The 22,775-nt window shown below is 63.0% G+C and carries 24 protein-coding genes; 15 read left to right on the top strand and 9 right to left on the bottom strand.

Annotated elements, in window-relative coordinates; translation table 11 throughout:
- Window positions 1-526: 526 nt before the first annotated feature.
- On the bottom strand, window positions 527-943 hold the full coding sequence (locus G3N98_RS08525) for a hypothetical protein (RefSeq protein ID WP_206147904.1): 417 nt from the start codon (window positions 941-943) through the stop codon (window positions 527-529).
- Between the two features lie 169 nt (window positions 944-1,112).
- On the opposite strand from G3N98_RS08525, the gene G3N98_RS08520 reads away from it, so the two are divergent.
- The gene (locus G3N98_RS08520; RefSeq protein WP_089429852.1) at window positions 1,113-2,279 is read left to right on the top strand and encodes a porin; all 1,167 of its coding nucleotides are present in this window, start codon (window positions 1,113-1,115) and stop codon (window positions 2,277-2,279) included.
- A 257-nt stretch (window positions 2,280-2,536) separates the two neighbouring features.
- Here the strand turns inward: G3N98_RS08520 and G3N98_RS08515 are convergent, their stop codons facing one another.
- Together G3N98_RS08515 and G3N98_RS08510 are read right to left on the bottom strand one after the other, a co-directional pair.
- Window positions 2,537-3,076 (bottom strand): cytochrome b/b6 domain-containing protein, encoded by a 540-nt coding sequence (locus G3N98_RS08515; RefSeq protein WP_089429851.1) that lies wholly within the window; start codon window positions 3,074-3,076, stop codon window positions 2,537-2,539.
- Window positions 3,077-3,431: 355 nt separating this feature from the next.
- Complete coding sequence (locus tag G3N98_RS08510; protein WP_206147903.1) at window positions 3,432-4,352, bottom strand: LysR family transcriptional regulator; 921 nt, start codon at window positions 4,350-4,352, stop codon at window positions 3,432-3,434.
- Window positions 4,353-4,456: 104 nt separating this feature from the next.
- Between G3N98_RS08510 and G3N98_RS08505 the strand changes: the two genes are divergently transcribed.
- The 6 genes from G3N98_RS08505 (at window position 4,457) to G3N98_RS08480 (ending at window position 8,872) form a co-directional block, all read left to right on the top strand.
- Window positions 4,457-5,407 (top strand): 2-dehydropantoate 2-reductase, encoded by a 951-nt coding sequence (locus G3N98_RS08505; RefSeq protein ID WP_206147939.1) that lies wholly within the window; start codon window positions 4,457-4,459, stop codon window positions 5,405-5,407.
- The gene (locus G3N98_RS08500; RefSeq protein WP_089433831.1) at window positions 5,404-5,796 is read left to right on the top strand and encodes a VOC family protein; all 393 of its coding nucleotides are present in this window, start codon (window positions 5,404-5,406) and stop codon (window positions 5,794-5,796) included. Before G3N98_RS08505 ends, G3N98_RS08500 begins: the two co-directional genes overlap by 4 nt.
- A gap of 1 nt (window position 5,797) precedes the next feature.
- On the top strand, window positions 5,798-6,259 hold the full coding sequence (locus G3N98_RS08495; protein ID WP_206147902.1) for a MaoC family dehydratase: 462 nt from the start codon (window positions 5,798-5,800) through the stop codon (window positions 6,257-6,259).
- The gene (locus G3N98_RS08490) at window positions 6,256-7,470 is read left to right on the top strand and encodes a CoA transferase (protein ID WP_206147901.1); all 1,215 of its coding nucleotides are present in this window, start codon (window positions 6,256-6,258) and stop codon (window positions 7,468-7,470) included. The genes G3N98_RS08495 and G3N98_RS08490 overlap by 4 nt, the downstream gene beginning before the upstream one ends.
- A gap of 7 nt (window positions 7,471-7,477) precedes the next feature.
- Window positions 7,478-8,317 carry a shikimate dehydrogenase gene (aroE, locus tag G3N98_RS08485; protein ID WP_206147900.1) on the top strand — a complete coding sequence of 280 codons (840 nt, stop codon included), beginning with the start codon at window positions 7,478-7,480 and terminating at the stop codon, window positions 8,315-8,317.
- A gap of 222 nt (window positions 8,318-8,539) precedes the next feature.
- The gene (locus G3N98_RS08480; RefSeq protein ID WP_206147899.1) at window positions 8,540-8,872 is read left to right on the top strand and encodes a cupin domain-containing protein; all 333 of its coding nucleotides are present in this window, start codon (window positions 8,540-8,542) and stop codon (window positions 8,870-8,872) included.
- 161 nt (window positions 8,873-9,033) lie between these two features.
- Here the strand turns inward: G3N98_RS08480 and G3N98_RS08475 are convergent, their stop codons facing one another.
- Window positions 9,034-9,333 carry an H-NS histone family protein gene (locus G3N98_RS08475; RefSeq protein WP_011350136.1) on the bottom strand — a complete coding sequence of 100 codons (300 nt, stop codon included), beginning with the start codon at window positions 9,331-9,333 and terminating at the stop codon, window positions 9,034-9,036.
- Between the two features lie 281 nt (window positions 9,334-9,614).
- On the opposite strand from G3N98_RS08475, the gene G3N98_RS08470 reads away from it, so the two are divergent.
- From G3N98_RS08470 to G3N98_RS08460, 3 genes are all read left to right on the top strand, one after another.
- On the top strand, window positions 9,615-10,103 hold the full coding sequence (locus G3N98_RS08470) for a RidA family protein (RefSeq protein WP_089433828.1): 489 nt from the start codon (window positions 9,615-9,617) through the stop codon (window positions 10,101-10,103).
- Between the two features lie 55 nt (window positions 10,104-10,158).
- Window positions 10,159-10,599, top strand: a complete 441-nt coding sequence (locus G3N98_RS08465) for a hypothetical protein (protein WP_206147898.1) — start codon at window positions 10,159-10,161, stop codon at window positions 10,597-10,599.
- 291 nt (window positions 10,600-10,890) lie between these two features.
- Window positions 10,891-11,142, top strand: a complete 252-nt coding sequence (locus G3N98_RS08460) for a hypothetical protein (protein WP_089429842.1) — start codon at window positions 10,891-10,893, stop codon at window positions 11,140-11,142.
- A gap of 63 nt (window positions 11,143-11,205) precedes the next feature.
- Here G3N98_RS08460 and G3N98_RS08455 read toward each other — a convergent pair whose 3' ends face one another.
- The gene (locus G3N98_RS08455; protein ID WP_241025812.1) at window positions 11,206-12,381 is read right to left on the bottom strand and encodes a histidinol-phosphate transaminase; all 1,176 of its coding nucleotides are present in this window, start codon (window positions 12,379-12,381) and stop codon (window positions 11,206-11,208) included.
- 347 nt (window positions 12,382-12,728) lie between these two features.
- On the opposite strand from G3N98_RS08455, the gene G3N98_RS08450 reads away from it, so the two are divergent.
- Together G3N98_RS08450 and G3N98_RS08445 are read left to right on the top strand one after the other, a co-directional pair.
- On the top strand, window positions 12,729-13,814 hold the full coding sequence (locus G3N98_RS08450; protein WP_241025811.1) for a helix-turn-helix transcriptional regulator: 1,086 nt from the start codon (window positions 12,729-12,731) through the stop codon (window positions 13,812-13,814).
- A 190-nt stretch (window positions 13,815-14,004) separates the two neighbouring features.
- Window positions 14,005-14,811, top strand: a complete 807-nt coding sequence (locus tag G3N98_RS08445) for an alpha/beta hydrolase (RefSeq protein ID WP_206147896.1) — start codon at window positions 14,005-14,007, stop codon at window positions 14,809-14,811.
- A gap of 132 nt (window positions 14,812-14,943) precedes the next feature.
- Here the strand turns inward: G3N98_RS08445 and G3N98_RS08440 are convergent, their stop codons facing one another.
- Window positions 14,944-15,522, bottom strand: coding sequence for a DUF4337 domain-containing protein (locus G3N98_RS08440; protein WP_089464134.1), 579 nt, complete (start codon window positions 15,520-15,522; stop codon window positions 14,944-14,946).
- A 459-nt stretch (window positions 15,523-15,981) separates the two neighbouring features.
- The gene (locus G3N98_RS08435) at window positions 15,982-17,061 is read right to left on the bottom strand and encodes a linear amide C-N hydrolase (RefSeq protein WP_089459536.1); all 1,080 of its coding nucleotides are present in this window, start codon (window positions 17,059-17,061) and stop codon (window positions 15,982-15,984) included.
- Between the two features lie 1,011 nt (window positions 17,062-18,072).
- Here G3N98_RS08435 and G3N98_RS08430 point away from each other — a divergent pair.
- From G3N98_RS08430 to G3N98_RS08420, 3 genes are read left to right on the top strand one after another with little or no spacing between them, the layout of a single operon-like run.
- Window positions 18,073-19,059 carry a TRAP transporter substrate-binding protein gene (locus tag G3N98_RS08430; protein WP_206147895.1) on the top strand — a complete coding sequence of 329 codons (987 nt, stop codon included), beginning with the start codon at window positions 18,073-18,075 and terminating at the stop codon, window positions 19,057-19,059.
- The gene (locus G3N98_RS08425) at window positions 19,056-19,628 is read left to right on the top strand and encodes a TRAP transporter small permease (RefSeq protein ID WP_089476301.1); all 573 of its coding nucleotides are present in this window, start codon (window positions 19,056-19,058) and stop codon (window positions 19,626-19,628) included. Before G3N98_RS08430 ends, G3N98_RS08425 begins: the two co-directional genes overlap by 4 nt.
- Before the next feature lie 4 nt (window positions 19,629-19,632).
- Entirely contained in the window at window positions 19,633-20,985 is a 1,353-nt protein-coding gene (locus tag G3N98_RS08420; protein ID WP_089429834.1) for a TRAP transporter large permease, read from the top strand.
- A 108-nt stretch (window positions 20,986-21,093) separates the two neighbouring features.
- On the opposite strand, the gene G3N98_RS08415 is transcribed toward G3N98_RS08420, so the two are convergent.
- Together G3N98_RS08415 and G3N98_RS08410 are read right to left on the bottom strand one after the other, a co-directional pair.
- The gene (locus G3N98_RS08415) at window positions 21,094-21,336 is read right to left on the bottom strand and encodes a hypothetical protein (RefSeq protein WP_206147894.1); all 243 of its coding nucleotides are present in this window, start codon (window positions 21,334-21,336) and stop codon (window positions 21,094-21,096) included.
- A gap of 32 nt (window positions 21,337-21,368) precedes the next feature.
- Window positions 21,369-22,775 (bottom strand): FAD-binding oxidoreductase (locus G3N98_RS08410; protein ID WP_206147893.1); only part of this gene is annotated, 1,407 nt, incomplete at its 5' end.

The following is a 22,775-nucleotide window of genomic DNA, read 5'->3' as shown; positions in this document are numbered from 1 at the left end:
ATGGACCGGCGTGACCGAATTGCGGGGCCGTTCGGAGCGGGCCGGACGATCGCTAGCACCGCGCTGCAACAATACGGCCACCAGGTCCGCCTGTCGTCCGGACACTAAGCCGTCGTCGAGTCGATCGCCAACATAGGCTACTTCGGCCGGTTGATTCCACTTGCATCGATAGTGACATGTGTCCGAAGAAGCATGCATCCGGCTTTTCGACTCTTCAGGAGCCAAACGAAGCCTCGACATCTGCGAACGCTTCGATAGAGCGGAGTGCGTTTCGGTCCCAACGCATTGGCCCCCGCGATGCCAACCAGAATACCGGCTTCTCGCACCTATTTCGCGCGCTTCGAACGTCAGGGCAGAGATCGTCTGCAGTCGTTGCGTAGGGGCTCTCGTGCGACACCAGATCTTTTCCTGGGCGTGCATCAGAGTGGCCGCGCGGATCCCCCCAATGCTTTGCCTTGGCGCCGGTTCCTATTAGGGAAATCCCGATAAAGCTAAGGGTTATCAGACGCGATTAACTTATATCAAACTAATTTTGACGACGATTTATGTTCCTGATATGGTTTTTCGCACCTGCAAAGCGCGCCCCGGCTGCGGTGTCGCTTGGCGAAACGGTTCGTGCCCGTCGCCAGCGGCTGACCGGCCGATTGATCGACTGGCGGTCGAGGCGGGTATGCCCAGGCCGTTTGTCGTCGCGGGTAGTGCGTGGGCTTGGACCATGACAATGGAGTACTTCTTCGAAATGCCATCGGAGAAACGTTCGGCTTAGCGCGGTGATCTGCTCGAGTTTTTCGGCTTCGTGGAATCGGCACATGACCCATCCACGGTGCCGCATGGCTCGAGCGACAACAAAAGCAACGCAGCGGCTTTCGTCCAGGCGGGACGCCGCGATGGTTCCAATCGATGGAATGCCGGACAGGTCGAGATGCGAGGCGCCTTCCTGCATGAAATTTTGAGGATAACGAAATGATCGAGACGAATATGCCGATCTGGAGAACATGAAGCCGGCTGTTGCAACCTGAGACGACGCGTAGGCCGTGCGCCGTCATCTGCCTTCGAATACAACAAAACCCGTTTCAAACAATCCCGCAACCACTCCTGACAGTGAAATACAGATGAAAAACAAGAAAATCAAGGTCAGCGTTATCGCTGTTGCCGCCTTCGCAGCATCGTCGGCAGCAATGGCACAGTCGTCGATCACCCTGTACGGCATGCTCGATGCAGGTATCGGCTACACGTCGAACATCAATGGCCACAAGCGGTTCGGCCTCGATGGGGGTGCCGCAGGTTCGAACAAGTGGGGCCTCAGGGGGACGGAGGATCTCGGTGGCGGCCTCAAGGCGATCTTCAAGATCGAAAACGGCTTCAACATTGGGACGGGCGGCATAGGCGGCCAGGGGCCCATCGGTTCCACGCGCTCGTTGTTCAACCGCCAGGCATACGTATCCCTCGCTTCCGATCAGTACGGTACCGTGCGTCTGGGACGCCAGCTCGACGCCGTGACGGAAATGGTTCAGGTCCTGACGGGCGACGCCATTTCGGCGTCGACGTTCTCGACCCCGGGCGACGTGGACAACAACGACAACACGACGAACCAGAACAGCGCCGTGAAGTACATTTCGCCGCTCATCCACGGCTTCCAGGCCGAAGGCGCGTACTCGTTCGGCGGCGTGGCCGGTTCGATGGGTTCGGGCCAGTCGTGGTCGGTGGCGGCGAACTACGCTCAGGGCGGTCTGACGGTCGCCGGCGGCTATTTCCATGCGGCAAACCAGGGTGAGAACGGGTGGATGAACGCAACGGCGCAGCCGAGTTTCGGTGGTGCGCTGGGCTATCCGAGTTCGGGTTACAACGGCGGCAATGCATTCAAGAGCGCGGGCATCGCGCAAGTCGCCACGCAATATCAGATCGGTCCGTACACGGCCGGCTTGCGCTACTCGAACGCGCAGTACCAGGGCAATGCTGGCCAGCCGTCGATCCACTTCAACGTGCTGGGTGCGCTCCTGCAGTACCAGGTAACGCCGGCGCTGTCGCTGGCGACCGGGTACACGTATGTCTACGGCTCCGCGGCCACACCAGCGCTGGCTGCCGAGGGCCGCACGATGGCGTCGATCAACCAGGTGTCGCTGGGTGCGACGTACTCGCTGTCGAAGAGCACCGCGCTGTACGCGATGGGCGGGTACGTTCATGCCAAGGGCGCTCAGGCGTCGGTTGCGGACTTTGGCAACACCGCATCGGGCGGCAACCAGGTTCAAGTCAACATCGGCATGTACCACGGCTTCTGATCGCCGGCGTGGAAGTCCGGAGTAGTGGCTGCACTACTCCGGCAAAGCAGCACTCTTCCGGCAGCACCCCACCTCGAGCGAGTGTCGTGAGCTGAAAATTCCCCTCGTCGATCGTTCGTTCTGCAGGCAGTGACGAAGTTGCTGCATGGCGGGACGATCACCCCACATCCACATTGCGTACAGCGACGAATGTCGGCTGCTTGGGATCCCGATGTTCGGGTGGCCGTTTCGGGCGAACATCAACCGCCAGGTCGCGCTCAGATTCCCATCCGCTCCGCGACACCGTCCCGATCGACGAACTTGTGTTTCAGTCCGGCCGCGACGTGCATGACCAGCAGCAAGCCCAGCGTCAGCACCAGCGCGCGATGCAGCGAATCGGTCAGGAGTCGCAGCGGTTCGTCGCGGCCAACCAGCACCGGCAATTCCGTGATGCCGAAGAAACTGACCGGATGGGCGCCAGCGAGGCGGTGCACGTAGCCGGTCAGCGGCACGAGACACAGCAGCAGGTACAGCACGCCGTGCAGTGCACCGGCGATCCGCGCCTGCCATGCCGGAACACTGGCCGGCAGCGGCGGCGGCGTATGTGTCGCACGCCACGCGAGGCGTGGCACGGTCAGCATGAAGATCAGGCTGCCGATCGACGCGTGATAGAACAGGATGCCGTTGAACTGAGACGAGTTGTGCGGAAAGGTATCCATGTAGATCCCGATCATCAGGTTCAACAGGATCAAGATGGCGATCGACCAGTGCATGGCGATCGCGAAGCGTGTGTAGGCGACGTGGTTGGGGTGTGACATTGCGGTCTCTCCGGTTCGGTTGGGCGTCGTGCACCGGCTCGCTCGGCGTGGTGAGCGGCCTGACGCCCCGATATACCGGAGCCGGCATGGTTTTATTCCCGCGGCACGGATCGGTCGCCATTCCTTTCATGTGGAAGGCAATCGATATGTGTTGAAAGGAATCGAGTGCCCTTGGCGGCATTGCACCGGCCGCAATACTTGCGACGTCTGAGGTGCGGCTTGTGCCGGCGCGACCATCGCTGATGTTCGACGGGCATGCCAACGATCGCTTTCCGTCACGGCGCCCATCCTGCCGCGAGCGTGCGCGCGATCGTTGCGATGAACCCGCAGACATCGATGCCGTAACGGCAAATCGTCAGCCGGTAACGTCCGCTCCAGACATGCCGAACAGCCGGGCAACGACCGAACGCAGCCAGCGATTGCCGGCCTCCTGATGGTAGCGCGCGTGCCAGTGTTGCCGAACGGCGAAGCCCTCGACGGGAATGGGGCAGGGATGTACCGAGAGATCGCTGGCCTGAGCCAGCGTCTCGCCGATATGGCGCGGCAAGGTCGTGATCAGATCGGTGGTCTGCACAATGGCGCCGAGCCCCAGAAAACCGGGCAATTCAAGCACCACCTGCCGTTCAATGCGCTCCCGCACGAGCGCCTGCTCGAGCAGCGCCGTGCCCGTTCCTCCCGTGATCGCCACATGGCCTTCGGTGCGATACGCCTTGACGCCGAGCCGCTTGTGAATACGCGGATGATGGCGATTCGCCAGGCACACCCAATCCTGCTCGTATAGCTGTTGCTGATAGATGCCGCCGCTCAGCCACGGCACGTATCCGATCGCAAGATCGGCCTCGCCCGATTCGAGCGCGCGTTCCGTGTTGCCGTCGATCCGCGCAGCTTCCAGGCGCACGCGTGGCGCTTGCGCGCGCACGTAGGCGAGCAGACGCGGCAGCAGCGTTACGTGACTCGCATCGGTCATGCAGATGCGAAAACGTCTCTGCGCGGTCGCTGGATCGAAGGCGATTTCCCACGCCGAGAAGCGCCGCAACGATTCGAGAATCTCCCGACATGGGCCGATCAGCGCATCCGCTTGCGGTGTGGGCGCCATGCCGCCGGGCGTCCGGATAAAAAGGGGATCGTGCAAATGCTCGCGCAACCGCGCGAGCCAGATGCTGACGGTCGGCTGGCTCTGGCCGAGTTGTTCGGCCACGCGCGTAACGCTGCGCGTGTCGTAAAGCAGGTCGAACAATTGCAGCAGCTTGAGGTCGGGCAGATCGGTCGGAATCATCGCAGGTCAGTGTTATTGCGTGTAGCAATGACGACATTGTATCCATTGTATTGCGACATGATGCGGCGGCTCCTATCGTGACGTCACACGTTAAGGAGACGCTCTTGAAAATTGCCATTCTGGGTGCCGGCGCGCTGGGCTGCGCGATTGGCGCGACGCTCACCGAAGGCGGTCATGAGACCTGGCTGATCGACCGCTCGCCCGATCATGTCAATGCGATGCGCGCCCACGGCCTGCGCGTCGACGACGCAAGCGGCACGCGCCAGGTGCAAGTCCGCGCGACCACCCGGCCGGACGAAGCGGGGGTGGCCGAAGTCGTGATCGTGCTCGTCAAATCGTTTCACACCGATGCGGCGATTCGCGGCGCGCAAGCGCTGGTGGGGCCTGAAACGCTGGTGCTGTCACTGCAAAACGGCCTCGGTCACGAAGACATTCTTGCCGACGCCGTGGGTCGCGAACGCGTGCTCGCGGGCAAGACCTATGTGGGGGGCGTACTGCGCGGCATGGGGCACATCGAGTCGGGCGTCGTGGGCAAGCACACCATCATCGGCGAACTGGACGGACGCGTGACGGATCGCGTTCGACGTATTGCCGACGCATTCAGTCACGCGGGCCTCGACACGCAGGTGAGCGACAACATCGTCGGCACCATGTGGGACAAGCTGCTCGTGAATGTCGCGACGGGCGCGCTGACCGGCATCACGTCGCTGACTTACGGCCAGCTTTATGACGAGCCGCTGCTCAAGGCCACTTCGCTGGCGGCCGTCGCGGAAGCGATCGCGGCCGCGAAGGCGGCAGGCGTCACACTGTCGATGAACGATCCGGAGCAGGCGTGGTCGCTTGCCGCCGAGGGCTTGCCCGCTGCGTTCAAGACGTCGATGCTGCAAAGCCTCGAAAAAGGTTCCATGACCGAAATCGACTTCATCAACGGCTCGGTCGTGCGCTGGGGCGCGCGTTACGGTGTGCCGACGCCCGTCAACGCCACGTTGGTTGCGTGCATCAAGGGCATCGAGCGCGCGATGGCCGACCGCCGGAAAGCGGAGGCGCAAGCATGAGCCAACCGAAAGCCTATCTCGAACACGTCGCCGTCTTCGTGCGCGACATCCACTGGCACATCCGCTTTTTCGAGGAGGTGTTCGGCATGACGATGCGCGAGGTCGACGGCACGACCGAAGCGCCGCGCCAGTACTGGACGCTCGGCGGCATGCAGTTCATCCACCAGCCGGATTTTTCGGGCCCCGAAGGAAGGCTTGGCCACCTCGGCATCATGTGTGAGGACGTGGAAGCCTCGCTCGCCGCCGCCCGCCGCTACGACGTGCAGCCCATGCCGCAAGGTGCGAACTGGCTGCGATTGCCCGATGGTCTCGCCATCGAATTCATTCAGGCGAAACCCGCGCGCTGCGTGGGCCAGGCGCTCGCCATCAATCCGCGCGCGGAGGCATGACATGACCATCGTCGAAAAATACTGGGACGACGCACGCGAAGGCGACGAATGCGTGAGCCCGAGCTACACCGTCACGAAGGAACGCATTCTCGCGTACGCCGATCTCACCGGCGATCACACACCTGTGCACGTCGACGAAGCGTATGCGAACGCGAGCCACTTTGGCTGCCTCGTTGCGCATGGATTGTTTGGTCTTTCGATTGCCGATGGCCTGAAGACCCGGAGCGATTATCGCTTTGTGCCGGGCATGTCGCTGGGCTGGAGCTGGGACTTCGTTCTGCCGATCAAGGTCGATGACGTGCTGCATGTGAAGTTTCGCATCGGTGCGATGCGCCCGAGCAAGAGCCGCCCGGATTGGGGCATCGTGACGATTCCGTCGGAGCTGATCAATCAGCACGGCGAAGTCGTGCAGCGAGGTGAGCATCGTCTGATGGTGCCGCGCCGGCCGGGAGCTGAACGATGAAACAGGCGCGTCCACTGGAAGGGATTCGTGTCGTCGACTACAGCCACTTTCTCGCGGGTCCGTATGTGGGGCGCTGCCTCGCGGCGCTGGGCGCGGAAGTGATCAAGGTCGAGCGACCGGGCAGCGGCGATGCGGGACGCCAGCACGCGACCGTGCTTGACGATCGCTCGAGCGGTTATTTTCTGCAGCTCAATATGGGCAAGCGCGGCGTCAGCGTGAACATGAAGGACCCGCGCGGAAAGGCCTTCATGGAGCGGCTCTGCGATTCGGCCGACGTATTCGTGGAGAATTATCGGCCCGGCGCGCTCGACAAGCTTGGGCTCGGCTACGAAGCGCTTTCCGCGCGCAATCCAGGGCTGGTCTACTGCTCCATTTCCGCGTATGGCCACACGGGGCCGGACGCCCATCGCGCGGGTTTCGGACTGATCGCCGAGGCCAAGAGCGGCATCATGCAGATGGTCGGCACGCCCGGCGACCGCCCACCGCTGCTGCGTATTTCGCTCGGGGACATGTACACGGGCATTCATGCGGTCGCGGCCATCAATGCGGCACTGCTCGGCCGCGTGAAAAGCGGGCGCGGGCAGCACATCGACATGGCGCTTTACGACACGCTCGTCTCGATGCACGAATATGCGGTCCAGTGCTACACGCTTGCAGATGTGCTGCCCGAACAGACCGGGCACGACATGCCCGGCTCGACGCTTTATGGTGTGTTTCGCGCGATCGATGGCGATCTCGTGATCGCCGCGCAGGTGGACGATGCGTGGAAGCGCTTCGCGTCGCTGATCGAAGCGAGCGGCGCCCCGCGCGGCTTTGGCACCGACGAGCGGTTTCACCATAGCGTGGGTCGCAATACGCATCGGCTGGACATTCTCGGCGTGGTCGAGCCGTGGGTCGCCGCGCGCACGGTGACGCAGATTCTCGAACTGCTCGACGGCATCGATGTGCCTTGCGCGAAGGTGCAACGTATCGACGAAGTGATCGCCGATCCGCAAATTCAGGCACGCGGCATGATCGTCGAACAGGAGCATCCGCGTTACGGCACGCTGCGCCTGCCGAATCTGCCGTTCCGGTTTTCCGCATGCGATACCACGATCCGCGAGGTTGCCCCCGATCTGGGGCAGCACAATGCCGAAGTCGCGCAATCGCTGGGTTTCACGCCCGCCGAGATCGATGCGATGCAAACCGATGGCGTGCTGTTCGACAAGTGAGGCGACGATGAGCGATACCTATGCGGTGATCGGCAATCCGATCGGCCATACGAAATCCCCGCTGATTCATGGGCTTTTCGCCGAAGCGACGCAGCAGGCGATGCACTACACGGCCATCGAGGGGCCGTGCGAACCGGATGACGCGTTCGCGGCAACGGTGCGGAAATTTATCGCGGCCGGCGGCAAGGGCATGAACATCACGGCGCCGTTCAAGCTTGCGGCATTCGACATGGCCGATGAGCGCAGCGAGCGCGCGACGCTCGCAGGCGCGGCGAACGCGTTCAAGTTCGACGGCGGCCGGATTCTCGCAGACAACTTCGACGGCATCGGCCTGCTGCGTGATATCGAGGTGAATCTTCACACGCCGTTCGCGGGCAAGCGTGTGTTGCTGCTGGGTGCCGGCGGCGCGGCCCGCGGCGCGTTGCTTCCCTTCCTGGGCGCGCGCCCCGCACAACTGGTGGTGGCAAATCGTCACGTCGAGAAAGCGCAAGCGCTGGCAGTGCAATTGGCTTCGTATGGGCCGATAACGGCATGCGCTTACGGGGAACTCGAGCGCATGGGGCGCTTCGATCTGGTGGTCAACGCGACGTCCGCGAGTCTGACAGGCGATTTGCCGCCCGTGCCGCCCGGCGTGTTCAGCCCGCATGGCACAGCCTATGAACTGGCCTATGGCAAGCACCTCACGCCGTTCTTGCGACTGGCGCGCAATGCAGGGGTCGCCGGTGTAGCGGATGGTGTCGGCATGCTGGTGGAGCAGGCGGCGGAAGCCTTTGCGTGGTGGCGCGGCGTGCGCCCCGAGACGCAAGCGGTGATCGACCTGCTTACCGTTCCGCTGGATCGAGTGTGAACGTCCGCGAGCGATACGGGACTTCGATACATCCGCTGAGCGCGTTCATCAATTCGATGTGTCGACGGGTTGAATCCGCGGCCGATTTCAGGCATGTGGAACGCTATGATGCTGTTTCCGATGAAACGAGTCAGCGTCAATGGCGATCGTTAGACTGCGGTGAAAGTCCGCGTCACTCGACGCGCGATTCTTTCCCCCGACGATCATCGACGAGGCCACCCCATGCAACTTCAAACCGGCAATCTTTTCACCACCGATGGCGAGCGCGGTGAAGATGAACAAATCGACCGCCTCGTCACCGGGCAGCGTCTGGACGTAGAGCGAATCGTGTCGATGGGGCACACGAGCCCCGATGGCTTTTGGTATGACGACTCGCGCGCCGAATGGGTCATGCTGCTGTCGGGCGCAGCCGTACTCGAATTCGAAGAAGGCCCGACGCGCCATGAAATGCATCCCGGCGACTACGTGCTGATCGAGCCGCATTGCCGTCATCGCGTTGCGTGGACGCACGAAGCAACGCAATCCGTCTGGCTTGCGATTTATTACGAACGTTGAATCAGGAAATATTGGGCAGCATGAAATCCGGCGCGTAGCGTGCAACCACGCGCCGGATGGCGCAAACCGTCACCACACCGGAGCGGCCTTTAAATACCGCCGGTATCGATGCCCAAATAGCAGGGCGGCGCGCTAGCGCGCGCCGGTGCGCGTCGAGAATCTTATTCCTGGATCAGGAATCGATTGCGATTCTTCGCGTCCTTGATCCATGCGGGCGCGCGACCGCGGCCCGACCAGGTTGCCCCGGTCTTCGGGTCGCGATACTTTGCCTGCACGGGGGCGGCCGCTTGCTTGGCCGGTCGACCACGACGCGTACCGAAAATGTCTTTCTCGGTAATGCCGAATTCCGCAACTTTGGTGCGGATGTCGTCGACGATCGCCTGGAATTCCGCGGCACGTGCAGCTTCGGCTTTCTCGGCCAAAGCTTCCATTTGGGCTTTCAGTTCCTTGTACGTTGCCATGTATCACTCTTCAGGTTGAGTACACATATGATAGCGGTTTCGGCGGAAAGTTTTGAGGAAATTCTCTTCGACTACGAGATTTGTCATCGATAAAGCAATGCATGACTGCTTCGAACACCTGAAAAGTGTGTCATGTATGAGAAAGCGTAGAGGATTACCCGGAAACTTTTAACGGCGGCCGCACGTCGCTTTGATCGGTCGCGGCCGGATTTTTTCGTCGAGACATCCGCACGAGACTTAATTATTCTTTACATTTTTCTGAAGTATCGGGGAATTCACTAATGAACAGAGACGATAAGCTGACGCAGGTCGCGGCCGAATTCGGCTTCAATCCGGACGAGGAAATCAGGATCGGCGGAAAGTACACGCCCATTCTGGTGGACGGGAACACGGCCTACATTGCCGGCCAGATTCCGCGGATCGGCGACGTGGTGCATTTCGTGGGCGTAGTGGGGGAATCCGTTTCGCTCGATGAAGGTCGCCGGGCCGCCGGCGTATCGGTGCTGCGTGCGCTGTCGCTGATCAGGAAGCACCGCGGCACGCTCGACGCGATCGCGACAGTGCCGCGCATCACCGTGTATGTGCGAAGCGCACCCGGCTTCACGATGCAAAGCGAAGTCGCCGACGGCGCATCCGACATGCTGTACGCGGTACTTGGCGATGCAGGCGTTCATACGCGTACGTCGGTCGGCGTGCTGCAATTGCCCAAAGGGGCGTCGGTGGAAGTCGATTTCATTTTCGGGCTGAAGCAGGGCGATGTCGGTATCTGATTTCAGCGGACCTTGTCTCGCGAGTGTGTAGTTGCGCGAAACATTCCTATAGCCGATGCACGACGCGCCTGCTGGTGAAAGTACGCGCCAGCAATACGGAAAGCAAAGCACGCAATTACTGCCAAAGGACTTCGACAGCCTGCTCGCCGATGAGGATCTCGCGAAGCGTCAGGCGGCGTTCGATATCTGCGATTTGAAGGTGCGCGGCGAATTGGGCGAATGGGCTGTGTTGTCGCTCGCCCCGTGTCCAGGCAATCTCGCGCGCCGATTTGTTGAGCAGGGCGCGCAGGTCGCCCGCGGTCCACGGCGCAGCGCTGCATGTTCGCGTCCGCACGCTGTGCGTGCCTATGCGCTACCCGCATGCACACTGCACATGCTCGCCTCGTGCCTGCCGGTCAGCCATACTCCCGACGCGTGTCGTCGAGATAGTCAACTGATCGCGGTTTTGTCTTCGGCCGACAACCGCATGCCTTCCGCGCACCGCCCGACGACCTGAAAATACCGGAAACACCGCCCCGCCAATATCGCCCCGCATCCCCACTTTGGGAGATGCCATCGCCCGACACTCAGCCTACGATTGACCCCAGGGCATCGGGGCCGGAAGTCGTCGGAACAATCGGACAGGCTCCCCATTCCGTATCGAAATCAGCAAATGCCCACGCGGTTTACTGACACAGCTTCTGCGTACGATGGCGACTGACGTGTGCGGTGAATGCCTTACACCGCAACACGATGGCGCGTTGATGACGGAAGGCCTGCTGTCGTATTTCGGGGAATTTCAATCAATATGCTGGCACGAGACTTTGCAGAACGAGAGCTCTCACACATTCAGCGAATGGTGGCTCTCCTGGACAGCGAGACGAACGCTGACGATGTGTCGATGTCGGGTGCGGGGCGCGTGCGGCATCCAAGCTACTGGCGCGGGCGAATCGAGGAGCTGCTGTCGGCGCCCGATGTGCCGCGCCACGTCAGAAAGCTCAGCGAAGCGGTGCTCGCGAAGATCCACACGATGGAAATGCGGTTCGCGACGATGAAGTAAGTACATCGTCGGATACGGCCCACGCATGGGCCTCATCGCGTTGTCGACCGGATGGCCGGTCGCTTATTCGGGCGACATCACGTCAAGCAGCGCCGCACGAAACGCGGCCATCTCCGCGCCGGTGCCGATCGACACGCGAAGATACGCCGGCGGGCCGGACTCCCGAATCAGGACCCCGTGACGCAGGAGGCCGCTCCAGATCCGGTGCCGATCAGCAAACTCGCCGAACATCACGAAGTTGGCATCGGAATCAGCCACCGTGAGGCCCAGGCCACGCAGCCAGTCGACGGTCGAATCGCGCTCGGCCTTGATCGCCTCGACTTGCGACAGCATCTCGTCACGCGCGACCAGCGCTGCACAGGCCGCCGCCTGGGTGAACGCGGACAGGTGGTAGGGCAATCGAACCCGCTTCAGCCCTTCGACGATCGCAGGCGCGCACGCGCAATACCCGACGCGGCCGCCCGCGAACTTGAACGCCTTGCTCAACGTGCGGGTGACGATGAGCCGGGGATGCTCCGGCAGCAGCGTCACCGCGCTGGGGACGCCGTGACGCCGGAATTCCGCATAGGCTTCGTCGACGACCACCACGCCCGGCGCGACGTCGAGTATCGCGCGGATATCGTCGACCGGCAGCGCGGTGCCGGTCGGGTTGTTCGGCGACGTCAGCAGGACGACGCTCGGCTGGTGCTCGCGGATGCTGTCGAGGGCCTGATCCAGATCCAGCGCGAAATCCCGGGTGCGCGGCAATGTGTGCAGGCGCGTGAAAGTCGTGCGGCAGTATTCGTCATACATGGGATACGCGGGCGTAAAGGCCAGCGCCGATCGCCCGGGGCCGCCGAATGCCTGCAGGATCTGCTGGATCACTTCATTCGAGCCGTTGGCCGCCCAAACGCTCGATGCGTCGACCGCCACGCCGGTGTCGTGCATCAGATACGCCGCCAGATGCGCCCGCAGCTCGGCAAAGTCGCGGTCGGGATAGCGGTTCGCCGCGCGCGCGGCGTCGGCCACCGCGGTCGCGATGCGCGCGACGAGCGCGGGCGACGGCGGATAGGGGTTCTCGTTGACGTTCAGGCAGACCGGCACATCGAGCTGCGGCGCCCCGTACGCGTGCCGCAACTTGAGATCCTCGCGGAGCGGTAAATCCGACAAGGCGATGTCTTTCCAGGGCTGTTGCATTGAAAACACTCCATACGGGTTCGATTGATCGGCGCAGTCCGCTTTCAAGGCGGCAAAAAACAAAAAAGGCGCCGGAGGCGCCTTGGTTGTCGTCTTGATCGGGCATTCACCCGATGCAATTGCTAGATGCGAAACGAGCCACGGCGCAACAGCGGGCGTCCGTGGTGATGGTGCGGCGAGAGCGTGGTGTTTCGAATCGTCATGCGCTGCATCATGGCATACCGTGATCCGGATGAAAAGGCGGCGACACCGTGCGGGCCGGAATAACGGCCATTACGTCTGACGATAAGCGGTAACAAACGTGGTATTTCGATCAAACGCGAACGAGTGATTTAAACGTGGGCGCCGATTGACTAAGATGCGCAGAAGACGTTCGACAAAAACGCACGGCGCGGGGTGGCCAGATGCAAATGAACGGGTTGATTCCATCCGCATGGATCGATGACGTCTACGCTGCGGCGCTGGGCGATCAGCGATGGGAAACGGTGCTGGACGGGCTGCGATCGTGCGTCGGCGTGCGCATGGTCACGCTGCTGTCTTTCGACGACGCGGCGCGGGTGCCGGCGATCGAGCAGGCGGCGGGTGACGACGCGTCATGGGTTGCCGCGTGTTATCACACCTACAACACCGAGTTCTATCGGTACGACCCGGTCGTGCCGGTCGCCGCCGACTGGCCGGCGGGCCGCTGGTTCGAGGACGTCAAGCACCTTTCCGCGGATCAGCGCGCGCACAGCGCGTTCTATCAGGAATTCCTTCACCCTTTCGGGCTCGGCAGCATCTCGGGCCTGTACATCCATCGCAGCGAGGGCTCCGGCGCATTCCTCAGCGTCCAGGGCGGCCTCGAATCGCAGGGGCTGTCCGACGATCAGCGCCACGCGATCGAAAACATGGGGATGCACATCAGCCGCGCGCTGCAGATCCAGGCGCGGATCGGCGAGCTCGAGGCGCGCGTGGCCGCCGCCGAATCGGCGCTCGATGCGCTTCCGGTGCCGGTGTTCCTGCTCGGCGCGCAGCGTGAGTTGCGCTACACGAATCGCGCGGCCGATCAGCTGATCGCGGCGGAACCGGCGCTGCGGGTCGTGAACGGGCGATTCGCGCCGGAAGGCTGCGTCGACGATGCGCAATGGCGGCAAGCGCACGCGCGCGGTGGGCTGTTGTTACGGCGCACATCGGGCGAACCGTTGCCGCTGGCGCTGATGCCGGTGCCCGAGCAATCGCGCCTGATGCGCGAGCGGCCGGGCGTCGCGACGCTGATGACGGCCGCCGACCTGCGTTCGCCGTCGGCCCGTGCGCAGCGGCTGCGCGTGTTCTACGGGCTGTCGTCGGCCGAGGCTGATCTTGCGGTGCTGCTGTGTTGCGACGGGCTGTCGCCGCAGGAATGCGCCGGGTTGCGCGGCGTGTCGATCGGGACGATCCGCACGCAGATCAAATCGATCTATGCGAAGACGGCGGTGGCGCGGGCGGCGCAGTTGACGTCGCTGGTTATGCAGACGTGAGGGGGCGGGCGTCGGATTTCGTGCTATCGGTTTGCTACGGCGCCAACGTAGTGGTATTTCGTTGTACGCGGTTGACTGCAGCCGACCCCCTTGCGGTCGTCGGTTTCTTGCGAAGCGGCCATGCATCGGCGAAAACTCCAGGGCAGCGCAGCGTGTACCATGCACGTTCGTGGACACAGGACGGGTCGCGATGGAAAGCCTTATAACGAGTTCAGGCCGTGCCACGCTGTCGACGCAAGTCATCGGTAGCGGAGAACCGATTGTGTTTTTGCACGCTCGCGTCGCGGATCGCCGGATGTGGGCCCACCAGATGCGCGAAATTGGCGCTAGCCACCAAGCTATCGCCTATGATCGACGCGGATTTGGAGAAACAGTTGCCGAAGCAGAGGACCACTCTGCTGTTGGAGATTTGATCGCGGTTCTGGAGTCGGTCGCACGCGGGTTCCCTGCGATACTTGTTGCCTGTTCTCAAGGCGGAGGCATTGCGCTCGATGCGGCGCTTCGGTATCCGTCGCATGTCCGCGGTCTCGTTCTTATCGCACCGAACGTCACCGGTGCGCCGAAAATCACTCATGCAGCGCGGGTTGAAGAGTTGGTCACGCGTCTCGCGGCGGCTGAAGCGAAGCATGATATTAAAGAGGCCATCGCGATTCGCCGGACGCTCTGGCTTGATGGTCCACTTCAACCTGAGGGGCGCGTGACGGGTGAAGCTCGCAAATTGTTTGATGAGATGAACGTTGTTGCGCTCGGTTTGCCGCCAACGGGTACGAACACCGATGTACCGATCGCTTACGGGCGGTTAGGCGAAATATCAGTGCCGACGTTGGTGGCGTGTGGGGATCTGGACCTGGTCGGTATTCAGGAAAGAAGTCGTTACGTCGCGGCTAACGTAGCCTGCGGGACGTTCCACCAAATATCAGGGACCGCGCATTTGCCGTCCCTCGAATGGCCACAGGAAGTCACGAGCATGATCGCGGGTTTCATCGATCAATTGTAGAGGCCGGCAAGAGCGGGGGCAGCGAAAACGCCAACGAAGAATTTCCGGAGGCGTATGAAGCGATTTTCGATGAGCTAGATAGTTTTATCGATTGACTGTTGATGGCCCACAAGCGCCCCCTCGTCGGGCCGCTTACACACCGAAGAGCGCCAACCCTGTCAGTACGACGCCGATCGCGGCAGCCCCCATCGACAGGTGTTGCATCCATTTCCGCCGCGTGAGAATCGTAATCGCAGCAAGCGCGATCGAGATCTGGATGATGGTAGTGGCCTGCGCCCAACGATGATGCCGGTGTAGCCGCTCCTCGCTTGCAGCGTTGCTCTTCACGACTTCTTGCTCGAGCGCTTCGGCGCGCTTGCGGATCGGCTCCTTCTCTTCGCGATACCGCGCCGCGTCTGCTTCGAAACGCTTTCTTTGCGGCGACGCTTCCTGGCTCAACGCCGCTCCGAGCTCGGCTAGATTCTGCTTCTCGCCCTTTGCCTGGTAATAGCCCCACAGGTTAGCTGCCTCGGTTTTCTGGATCGCGGCCTCGTTCTTGTGCAGCAACGCTAAATTCTCTTCCGCCCCGCTCTGATATGCGGAAATCGCGCCGACGCAGGCGAGGACAGCAGTCGTCACGGCGATGCGCGCCGCTCCGTGGCTTTCTTCATGCGCCGCAGGGTGCTCTACTGCATGATCGTGCGGGCCGTGAACTTCGAAATCTTCTGGCATGACAAGAACGTTCGCATGAGTTGAAGGGCTTGTACGCGGTTCCCACGCACGTGAGGAGCGTGTAGCACAAGTGGTGGCACTATCGCTGGGTCGCAGCTGAACTGGGGCAGTCCGTTCGTGCGAAAGTGCGAACGAACGGACCATGGTCTGCGGAACCTCACGCGATTTGAACGCCGACTCCCGCCAAAAGGGCGATGGTTCGACATTGTGCATGAATTGCCACTTCCCCAGTATGGGTCGACAGCAGTCGACCCAGAGCAGCCGTTGGTTGCCTCCACTCTCGATGTCCGTTTCCAGAGGCTACCCGCCAACGGAACCCAAAGGGCGCCACAGGGCCAAGTTACCGCCTCAACGCCGGCGATATCTCCGCGAGGTGTAACGTGCCGGCGGCAGGCATCCGGCCGGAGCGAGTCATCGCGCCTACAGAATGCGTCCACGATGAAGCCGTGACACCCCGCCTCAGAGGGACTTGCTCGCGCCGGGGCCGAGGAAGGGGAACGCGGGTGCGCGTTGAAAATCCTTCGAGACTTCGCCGCCGAATGAATTGCGCTGATCCTTGCCGAGGTCGAGACGTTTGACGGGTGCGCCGGCGGAGAAGTCGACCTTGTTGAGATCAACCCAGAAAGTACTCGGCGTGACGGCCGATTCGAAGAAGTAAAGCATGCGCTTATGATCGGCAACAGTGCGCCAGCGTGTGGACGATATATTCGGCTCCCCCGGGGTGGTGATCCCGAACGGCACCGACACGTTACGGATCACGCTGAAAACGCTGGCAAGTGCAATGGCGGGGTCTTCACTCTTGGGGATAGCGTTGACGTAGAACGAGGCGCGCGCGAACCGGTCGGCAGAGCGATTGGTGCCGGGCAGCCAGACGGTGCCGCCTATCCGCTTCCAATATTCATTCAGTGCAAGCTGTTCGTCGAAGGTCGGTGAGTTGGTCATGACCTGATACTGACGACCATGATGGATGATCTGTTTTCCGCCGATGTACTCGACGATGGCGCTGTCGCCCGTCGCGTCCGACATGGCGAGATGCAATGTGGTGAGGCGCTGTTCTCCGGGGACGTTGTCGGTCACGATTGTGAACGGCTCTTTCTCGAGCGCAGCGACGGCTTCCGCGACGGTCGCAAAATTGTCCAGCACGTACTGCGCCCATGCGGCGATAGTGAGTCCCGGTTTCGAGTTTTTGTCGAAGGGGGGATATTGCGACTCGACAAGCCAGAGCAGTTCAGCGGCTAGCCCCTTTTCGTTCATGCCATCGGTGGTGGAGACGTCATAACCCGTCGCCACGACGCTACCGTATTTGGCGGTCCATTTAATGGAGTTAGGACCGGATTCACCGGTGCGAGCGATGCCACGCGGCAGGATGTAAAGATTGGTGGCGACGTCGAGTTTCCAGTCCATCGATCGGGCGGTGATGACGTCGTCGTTGTTGCCGAGATAGACGACGCGTGTGCAGGCTAGCGATTCGGCCGGATCGACAAGGAGCGTCGATGCTGCTGCGAGACAGGTCAGAACGACGCAAATGAGGCGGCGCATGGCAATTCCTCGCGCTGTATTGGTGATTGGAGATCGCTCGACGCGGACGCTCGCTGCGAAGGCGACTCGCGTACGCCTGCTGCACATTGATTACCCGGCAATATCGCGTCGACAACGTCTGAGGAAAGGGAAGTATTGGATTTCGGTAATGCAGTTGTCAACTGGGCCGTTGCAGTCAAGTGTGAGATCGGAGCGCACGCTGGGTTGTCCGTTCTCTCCTTGCGGTGCAATTTCGTTATCGCTTTCAGCGGAGTGCGATCGGCTCCTCAGCGCCGACTAACGGCCATTCTGGATCGCGCAGTGAATGTCGCTTCCCGGCCGTGCGCCGCCCCCGGCGTTGCGAGCCACGCCGGCTACATCGACTGGGTCGAAAGTCGCAAAAGCATGGTGTTGGCCGTGCGCCCTACGCGAACATGCGACCTATTAGGTACGACTCCGGACGTCGACATCGCGAGGTGTTGTCGGCAATGCGTAGGGCAGTCGCAGTAACTTGGGCACGCAGAGTCGCGAACCCGTGGCGCAAGTCACGCGTACTACGGCGCCCTACGGCGGGGTAGACGAGGGCGCCCGCCGCTGCCCGGATTCCTTTTCGTTTCTTCCGGTCGTGCCGCTCGCGGCGGTGCATGGCCGGCGTGCGCTCCTGACATCGCGTCGGCCTGCGAATTTCGTGATCAGTCATCCTACGACAACTGAAAACGAAGCGAAAGTTTGGTTTCCAGTGCCGGTGGAAACGGCCAGCCGACCATCCAGCTCGAACACGCCCCCCTTCCCAGAAAACGTTTCGCCCAAACTCATCTAAACAGAGAAAACGATTCCCTGAAACATACCCAAAACCCGCCACGCCAGCCGCTCTACGGGTATGCACCAAGTGAGTTAAACGATTAACCGACGTACATTCGCGTCAACACGTCATACGACGTATGACTCAGCGGTCAGCGAGCACGGCGCCGAAGCATGCGCACACCGACGGATCGCCGCGCCACAAAGAGCACAACCATCAAGGAGACTGAGATGAAGCACCGATTCAACCGCTCCCGTATCGCCCTGGCCGTCGCGCTGCTGGCCGGCTTCGCGATGTCCGCCCAGGCGCGCGTATTCCGCTCGGCGGACGTGCACGGCGACAACTTCCCGACCAACATGGCCGTGAAGTTCATGGGCGACGAGCTGTCGAAGCAGACGGGCGGCAAGGATTCGATCAAGGTGTTCGGCAACAGCGCGCTCGGTTCGGAGAAGGACACGGTCGACCAGGTGCGGATCGGCGCGATCGACATGGCGCGCGTGAACGGCGCGTCGTTCAACGAGATCGTGCCGGAATCGCTGATCCCGTCGTTCCCGTTCCTGTTCCGCGACGTCGATCATTTCCGCAAGGCGATGTACGGGCCGGCCGGCCAGAAGATCCTCGACGCGTTCACCGCGAAGGGGATGATCGCGCTGACGTTCTACGAGAGCGGCGCGCGCTCGATCTACGCGAAGCGCCCGGTGCGCTCGCCGGCCGACATGAAAGGGCTGAAGGTGCGCGTGCAACCGTCTGACCTGATGGTCGACGAGATCAAGGCGATGGGCGGCACGCCAACGCCGATGCCGTTCGCCGAGGTGTACACGGGCCTGAAGACGGGTCTCGTCGACGCAGCCGAAAACAACCTGCCGTCGTACGAGGAAACCAAGCACTACGAAGTGGCGCCCGACTACTCGGAGACGCAGCACGCGATGACGCCGGAAGTGCTGGTGTTCTCGAAGAAGGTCTGGGACACGCTGTCGCCGCAGGAGCAGGCGGCGATCAGGAAGGCGGCGGCCGATTCGGTGCCGTACTACCAGAAGCTTTGGACGGCACGCGAAGCGTCCGCGCAGCAGCTGGTGACGAAGGGCGGCGCGAAGATCCTGCCGGCCGCGCAGATCGACCGCGCGGCGTTCGTGAAGGCGATGCAGCCGCTGTGGACGAAGTATGAGAAGACGCCGCAGATGAAGCAGATCGTCGACGAGATCGAGGCCACCAAGTGACACGTCGCACTTCCCTGAACGGCGCAACCACCGCGGGCGGCGGGGCCGCCGCCCCGGACGGCGCAACAGCGCCACGCCCGCATGCCGCGCCGCTGTTGCGCTGCGTGAACGACGTGCTGTTCCGCGTGCTGGCCGTGATCGCGTCGGCGTGCCTCGCGGTGCTGACGGTGCTGGTGTTCTATGCGGTCGTGATGCGCTACGTGTTCGAGAACGCGCCGGATTTCGTGGAGCCGATCGCGCTGCTGCTCGTGATCGTGATCGCGATGTTCGGGGCGGCGATGAAGGTGCGCGACGGCGGCCATATCGGCCTCGATTCGCTCGTGCGCCGGCTGTCGCCGAAGGCGCGCACGGTCGTCATCGCGATCCAGCACCTGAGCCTGATCGCGTTCGCGATCATGATCATGATCGGCTGCGGCAGCATGGCCGCCGAGACGATGGGCGACCGCATCCCGATCATCGGGTTGCCCGAAGGCGTGCGCTACCTGATCGCGATGCCCGCGGCGATCGCCATCATCCTCTTCTCGCTCGAGCACCTGCTCGCGCTTCGTCGTTCTTCGCCGGGACAATAACGCCATGGAACTCGCGATCCTGTCCGTCAGTTTTCTGATTTTCCTCGTGCTGGGCGTGCCCGTGTCGTTCGCGCTCGGCATCGCCTGCGTGCTGACCTATCTGGTCGAAGGCTTGCCGATCGCGACCGCGATGCAGGCGATGATCTCGGGAATGAATGCATTCTCGTTTCTCGCGGTGCCGTTCTTCATCTTCTCCGGCGAACTGATGCTGCATGGCGGCATCGCGGACCGGATCCTGCGCTTCGCGCAGGCGACCGTCGGCCACTTCCGCGGCGGCCTCGGGATGGCGAACGTCGTCGCCTGTACGCTGTTCGGCGGTGTGTCGGGCTCGCCGACCGCCGATACGTCGGCGATGGGCGGCGTGGTGATTCCGCTGATGAAGCGCGAAGGCTACAGCGCCGCGTACGCGGTCAACGTGACGACGCATGCGTCGCTCGCCGGCGCGCTGATGCCGACGTCGACCAACATGATCATCTACGCGTTCGCCGCGCAGGGCATCACCGGGATGCTGCACGGCCAGCCGGTGAGCGGCGTGTCGATCGGCGACCTGCTGTTCTCGGGGCTGCTGCCGGTGTTGTGGGTGATGGGCTTCGTGCTGGCCGCCGCGTACTGGCAGGCCGTGCGTCACGGCTATCCGCGCCGTGAAGACGGTTCGTCCGCGCTGCCCGCGTTCCCCGGCTGGTATGCGGTGCTGCGCAGCTTCGTCGGCGCGGTGCCCGGGCTGATGGTGATCGCGATCATCCTCGTGTGCGTCGCGAAGGGGATTGCGACCGCGACCGAAGCGGCCGCGATCGCCGTCGTGTATTCGCTCGTGCTGACCGCGGTGGTCTACCGGACGCTGACGGCCGAGAAGCTGCGCCGTGCGCTGTCGCATGCGGCGCGCACGACGGGCGTCGTGCTGCTGCTGATCGCGGTGTCCAACATGCTGCGCTTCCAGATGTCGTACCTGGAGATCCCGGATGCGATCGAAGGGCTGCTGAAGCAGTCGACCGCCGCGCCGTGGCTGATGCTGCTGTACATCAACATCATCCAGGTGTTCCTCGGCACGTTCGTCGACATGGCCGCGCACATCCTGATCACGACGCCGCTGTTCCTGCCGATCGCGATGGCGTGCGGCGTCGGGCCGGTGCAGTTCGGGATCATGCTGCTGCTGAACTGCTCGCTCGGCCTCGTGCATCCGCCGATCGGCTCGGTGCAGTTCGTCGGCTGCGCGATCGGCAACGTATCGATCGGCGAGACCACGAAGATGGCGTGGCCGTACTACCTCGCGATCTTCAGTGCGATCAACATCGTCACGTACCTGCCGTTCTTCTCGACCTGGCTGCCGAGCCTGATCAGCGGGCACGCGGTGTTCTGATTCTCTGATCGCATGCTGCTCTTGACGCGGCGCCGGACGACCGAGGTTGTCCGGCGCCGTGGTCGTTTCTGCGGTGGCCTTTCAAGGCACCGGAGCGCACATCAACGCTCAATCCTGCCGCGCGTCCGGCTCGCCGTTACCGCCCGCGGACCGGTCGCCTCGCCAATCTTCAAGCTCGCGCCACAGCGCCGGGCGCGCATGATCGCGCGGCGGCAGCTTGATCACGTACGCCACCCCTCGCACGTTGACCACGACCCCCGAGTCGGGCAGCGTGGCTGGAATGCCGGTGAACGTCGGTTCGTCACCCGGTTCGGAAACGGTACCCGGGCCGGGCGGGTGTCGAAGGACCATGCGAATTCTCCGTGGCGCCGCTTGTCGGCGCATCAATAGCGGACACGCCCGATCAGACCCAGCGGGTCGACGGCGTGCTGGATGGCGGCGGCGACTTGCCGTTGAGCGACCGGCACATGCTTGCGGTAGTACGCGACGTTGACCGGCCCGACGCCATGCTCGGCGCTGAAGCAGCCGCCGGCCCGCACGACGCGCTCGTACAGCGTGCCGCGCAGCGCCACCTGCTGCAGCGGCCCGTAGCGGTCCGCACAGGCGTGCGGGATCGACACGACGAGATGGCAGCCGCCGTCGCCGAAATGCCCGAACGTGTGACAGCGCAGCGACGGATGCGCGGCCGCGATCCACTGCTCGGCGTCGGCGACGAACGCGGCCAGCGCGCCGCGCGGAAACGACACGTCGAACGACAGCGGCATGCCGTCCTGCGCCACCGCGGCCGGCAGCGCATCGCGGATTCGCCAGAACCGTTCGGCCGGCGCGCAGGCCGCGTCGAGCACCACGTGTTCGCCCGCGAGCGCGTCGAGCGTCGCGATCGTGCGTTCCTCGAGCAGCGCATCGAGCCCCGGCATGCCGGTCGCGATCTCGACGAGTGCATAGCACGCGGCAGCGTCGGCTTCGAAAGGAATACGCGACGCCGGATACGCGTTCGCGACACAGCCGACGGCGGCAGCCGACATGAATTCGAATGCCGACAGCATCTCGCCGAACGCGCGCTCGAACGCGAGCAGGCCGGCGAGCGCCGCGTCGTACGACGCGAACGCGACGAACGCGGCGCACGACGATCGTTCTACAGGCGCGAGCGCGAACGACACGGCCGTCACGAGCCCGTTGGCGCCGTTCGCGCCGATGAAGCACTGCGTGACATCGAAGCCCGCGTTGCGCTTGCGTAGCGGCGCGAGCGCGTCGATCACGGTGCCCGCCGCGTCGGCGAGCACGACTTCGACGCCGAGCACGTTGCGGCGCACGTCGCCATACTTGATCAGGCGGCTGCCGCCCGCGTTCGCGCCGACGAGGCCGCCGGCCGTGGGATCGCTGCCGAGGTCGATCGGCAGGCAGAGGCCGGCTTCGGCCGCCATGCGGTTGATGTCCGACAACCGCACGCCGGCCTCGACCGTGATGCTGCGATTCGCCGCGTCGAACGCACGCACCGCGCGCATCCGGTCGAACGACACCACGCATTGCGTACCGCTGCGATCGGGCACGGCGGCGCCGACGAGGCCGGTGCGCGCGCCTTGCGCGACCATCGCGATGCGGTGCGCGACGGCGACTCGGGCGAGCGCGCTCGTGTCGGCGGTCGAGCCCGGCCGTGCGACGCCGAGCGCGATACCGCCGTGGAGCGTCACATCCGTTACATACGATGAACACTCGTCGGAAGAGGCCCCGTCGTGCCAGCCGTCACCGAGCGTCGCGGCGAGCGCGTGCCGCTGCGCGGCGCGGTCGGA

The sequence above is a fragment of the Burkholderia sp. Tr-20390 genome (assembly GCF_017104595.1).
In the GTDB taxonomy this organism is placed as follows: domain Bacteria; phylum Pseudomonadota; class Gammaproteobacteria; order Burkholderiales; family Burkholderiaceae; genus Burkholderia.
Note: the sequence above shows the minus strand (reverse complement) of the source record. Positions and strands in the feature narration are given on the sequence as shown.

What these genes read in the sequence shown, in the direction of transcription:
- G3N98_RS08475 (WP_011350136.1), bottom strand. Translation starts at nt 9,333, where the DNA reads ATGGCAACGTACAAGGAACTGAAAGCCCAAATGGAAGCTTTGGCCGAG.
- G3N98_RS08440 (WP_089464134.1), bottom strand. Translation starts at nt 15,522, where the DNA reads ATGCCAGAAGATTTCGAAGTTCACGGCCCGCACGATCATGCAGTAGAG.
- G3N98_RS08460 (WP_089429842.1), top strand. Translation starts at nt 10,891, where the DNA reads ATGCTGGCACGAGACTTTGCAGAACGAGAGCTCTCACACATTCAGCGA.
- G3N98_RS08520 (WP_089429852.1), top strand. Translation starts at nt 1,113, where the DNA reads ATGAAAAACAAGAAAATCAAGGTCAGCGTTATCGCTGTTGCCGCCTTC.
- G3N98_RS08465 (WP_206147898.1), top strand. Translation starts at nt 10,159, where the DNA reads ATGCACGACGCGCCTGCTGGTGAAAGTACGCGCCAGCAATACGGAAAG.
- G3N98_RS08415 (WP_206147894.1), bottom strand. Translation starts at nt 21,336, where the DNA reads ATGGTCCTTCGACACCCGCCCGGCCCGGGTACCGTTTCCGAACCGGGT.
- G3N98_RS08480 (WP_206147899.1), top strand. Translation starts at nt 8,540, where the DNA reads ATGCAACTTCAAACCGGCAATCTTTTCACCACCGATGGCGAGCGCGGT.
- G3N98_RS08525 (WP_206147904.1), bottom strand. Translation starts at nt 943, where the DNA reads ATGCAGGAAGGCGCCTCGCATCTCGACCTGTCCGGCATTCCATCGATT.
- G3N98_RS08495 (WP_206147902.1), top strand. Translation starts at nt 5,798, where the DNA reads ATGACCATCGTCGAAAAATACTGGGACGACGCACGCGAAGGCGACGAA.
- G3N98_RS08500 (WP_089433831.1), top strand. Translation starts at nt 5,404, where the DNA reads ATGAGCCAACCGAAAGCCTATCTCGAACACGTCGCCGTCTTCGTGCGC.
- G3N98_RS08510 (WP_206147903.1), bottom strand. Translation starts at nt 4,352, where the DNA reads ATGATTCCGACCGATCTGCCCGACCTCAAGCTGCTGCAATTGTTCGAC.
- G3N98_RS08490 (WP_206147901.1), top strand. Translation starts at nt 6,256, where the DNA reads ATGAAACAGGCGCGTCCACTGGAAGGGATTCGTGTCGTCGACTACAGC.
- G3N98_RS08450 (WP_241025811.1), top strand. Translation starts at nt 12,729, where the DNA reads ATGAACGGGTTGATTCCATCCGCATGGATCGATGACGTCTACGCTGCG.
- G3N98_RS08515 (WP_089429851.1), bottom strand. Translation starts at nt 3,076, where the DNA reads ATGTCACACCCCAACCACGTCGCCTACACACGCTTCGCGATCGCCATG.
- G3N98_RS08470 (WP_089433828.1), top strand. Translation starts at nt 9,615, where the DNA reads ATGAACAGAGACGATAAGCTGACGCAGGTCGCGGCCGAATTCGGCTTC.
- G3N98_RS08430 (WP_206147895.1), top strand. Translation starts at nt 18,073, where the DNA reads ATGAAGCACCGATTCAACCGCTCCCGTATCGCCCTGGCCGTCGCGCTG.
- aroE (WP_206147900.1), top strand. Translation starts at nt 7,478, where the DNA reads ATGAGCGATACCTATGCGGTGATCGGCAATCCGATCGGCCATACGAAA.
- G3N98_RS08445 (WP_206147896.1), top strand. Translation starts at nt 14,005, where the DNA reads ATGGAAAGCCTTATAACGAGTTCAGGCCGTGCCACGCTGTCGACGCAA.
- G3N98_RS08420 (WP_089429834.1), top strand. Translation starts at nt 19,633, where the DNA reads ATGGAACTCGCGATCCTGTCCGTCAGTTTTCTGATTTTCCTCGTGCTG.
- G3N98_RS08435 (WP_089459536.1), bottom strand. Translation starts at nt 17,061, where the DNA reads ATGCGCCGCCTCATTTGCGTCGTTCTGACCTGTCTCGCAGCAGCATCG.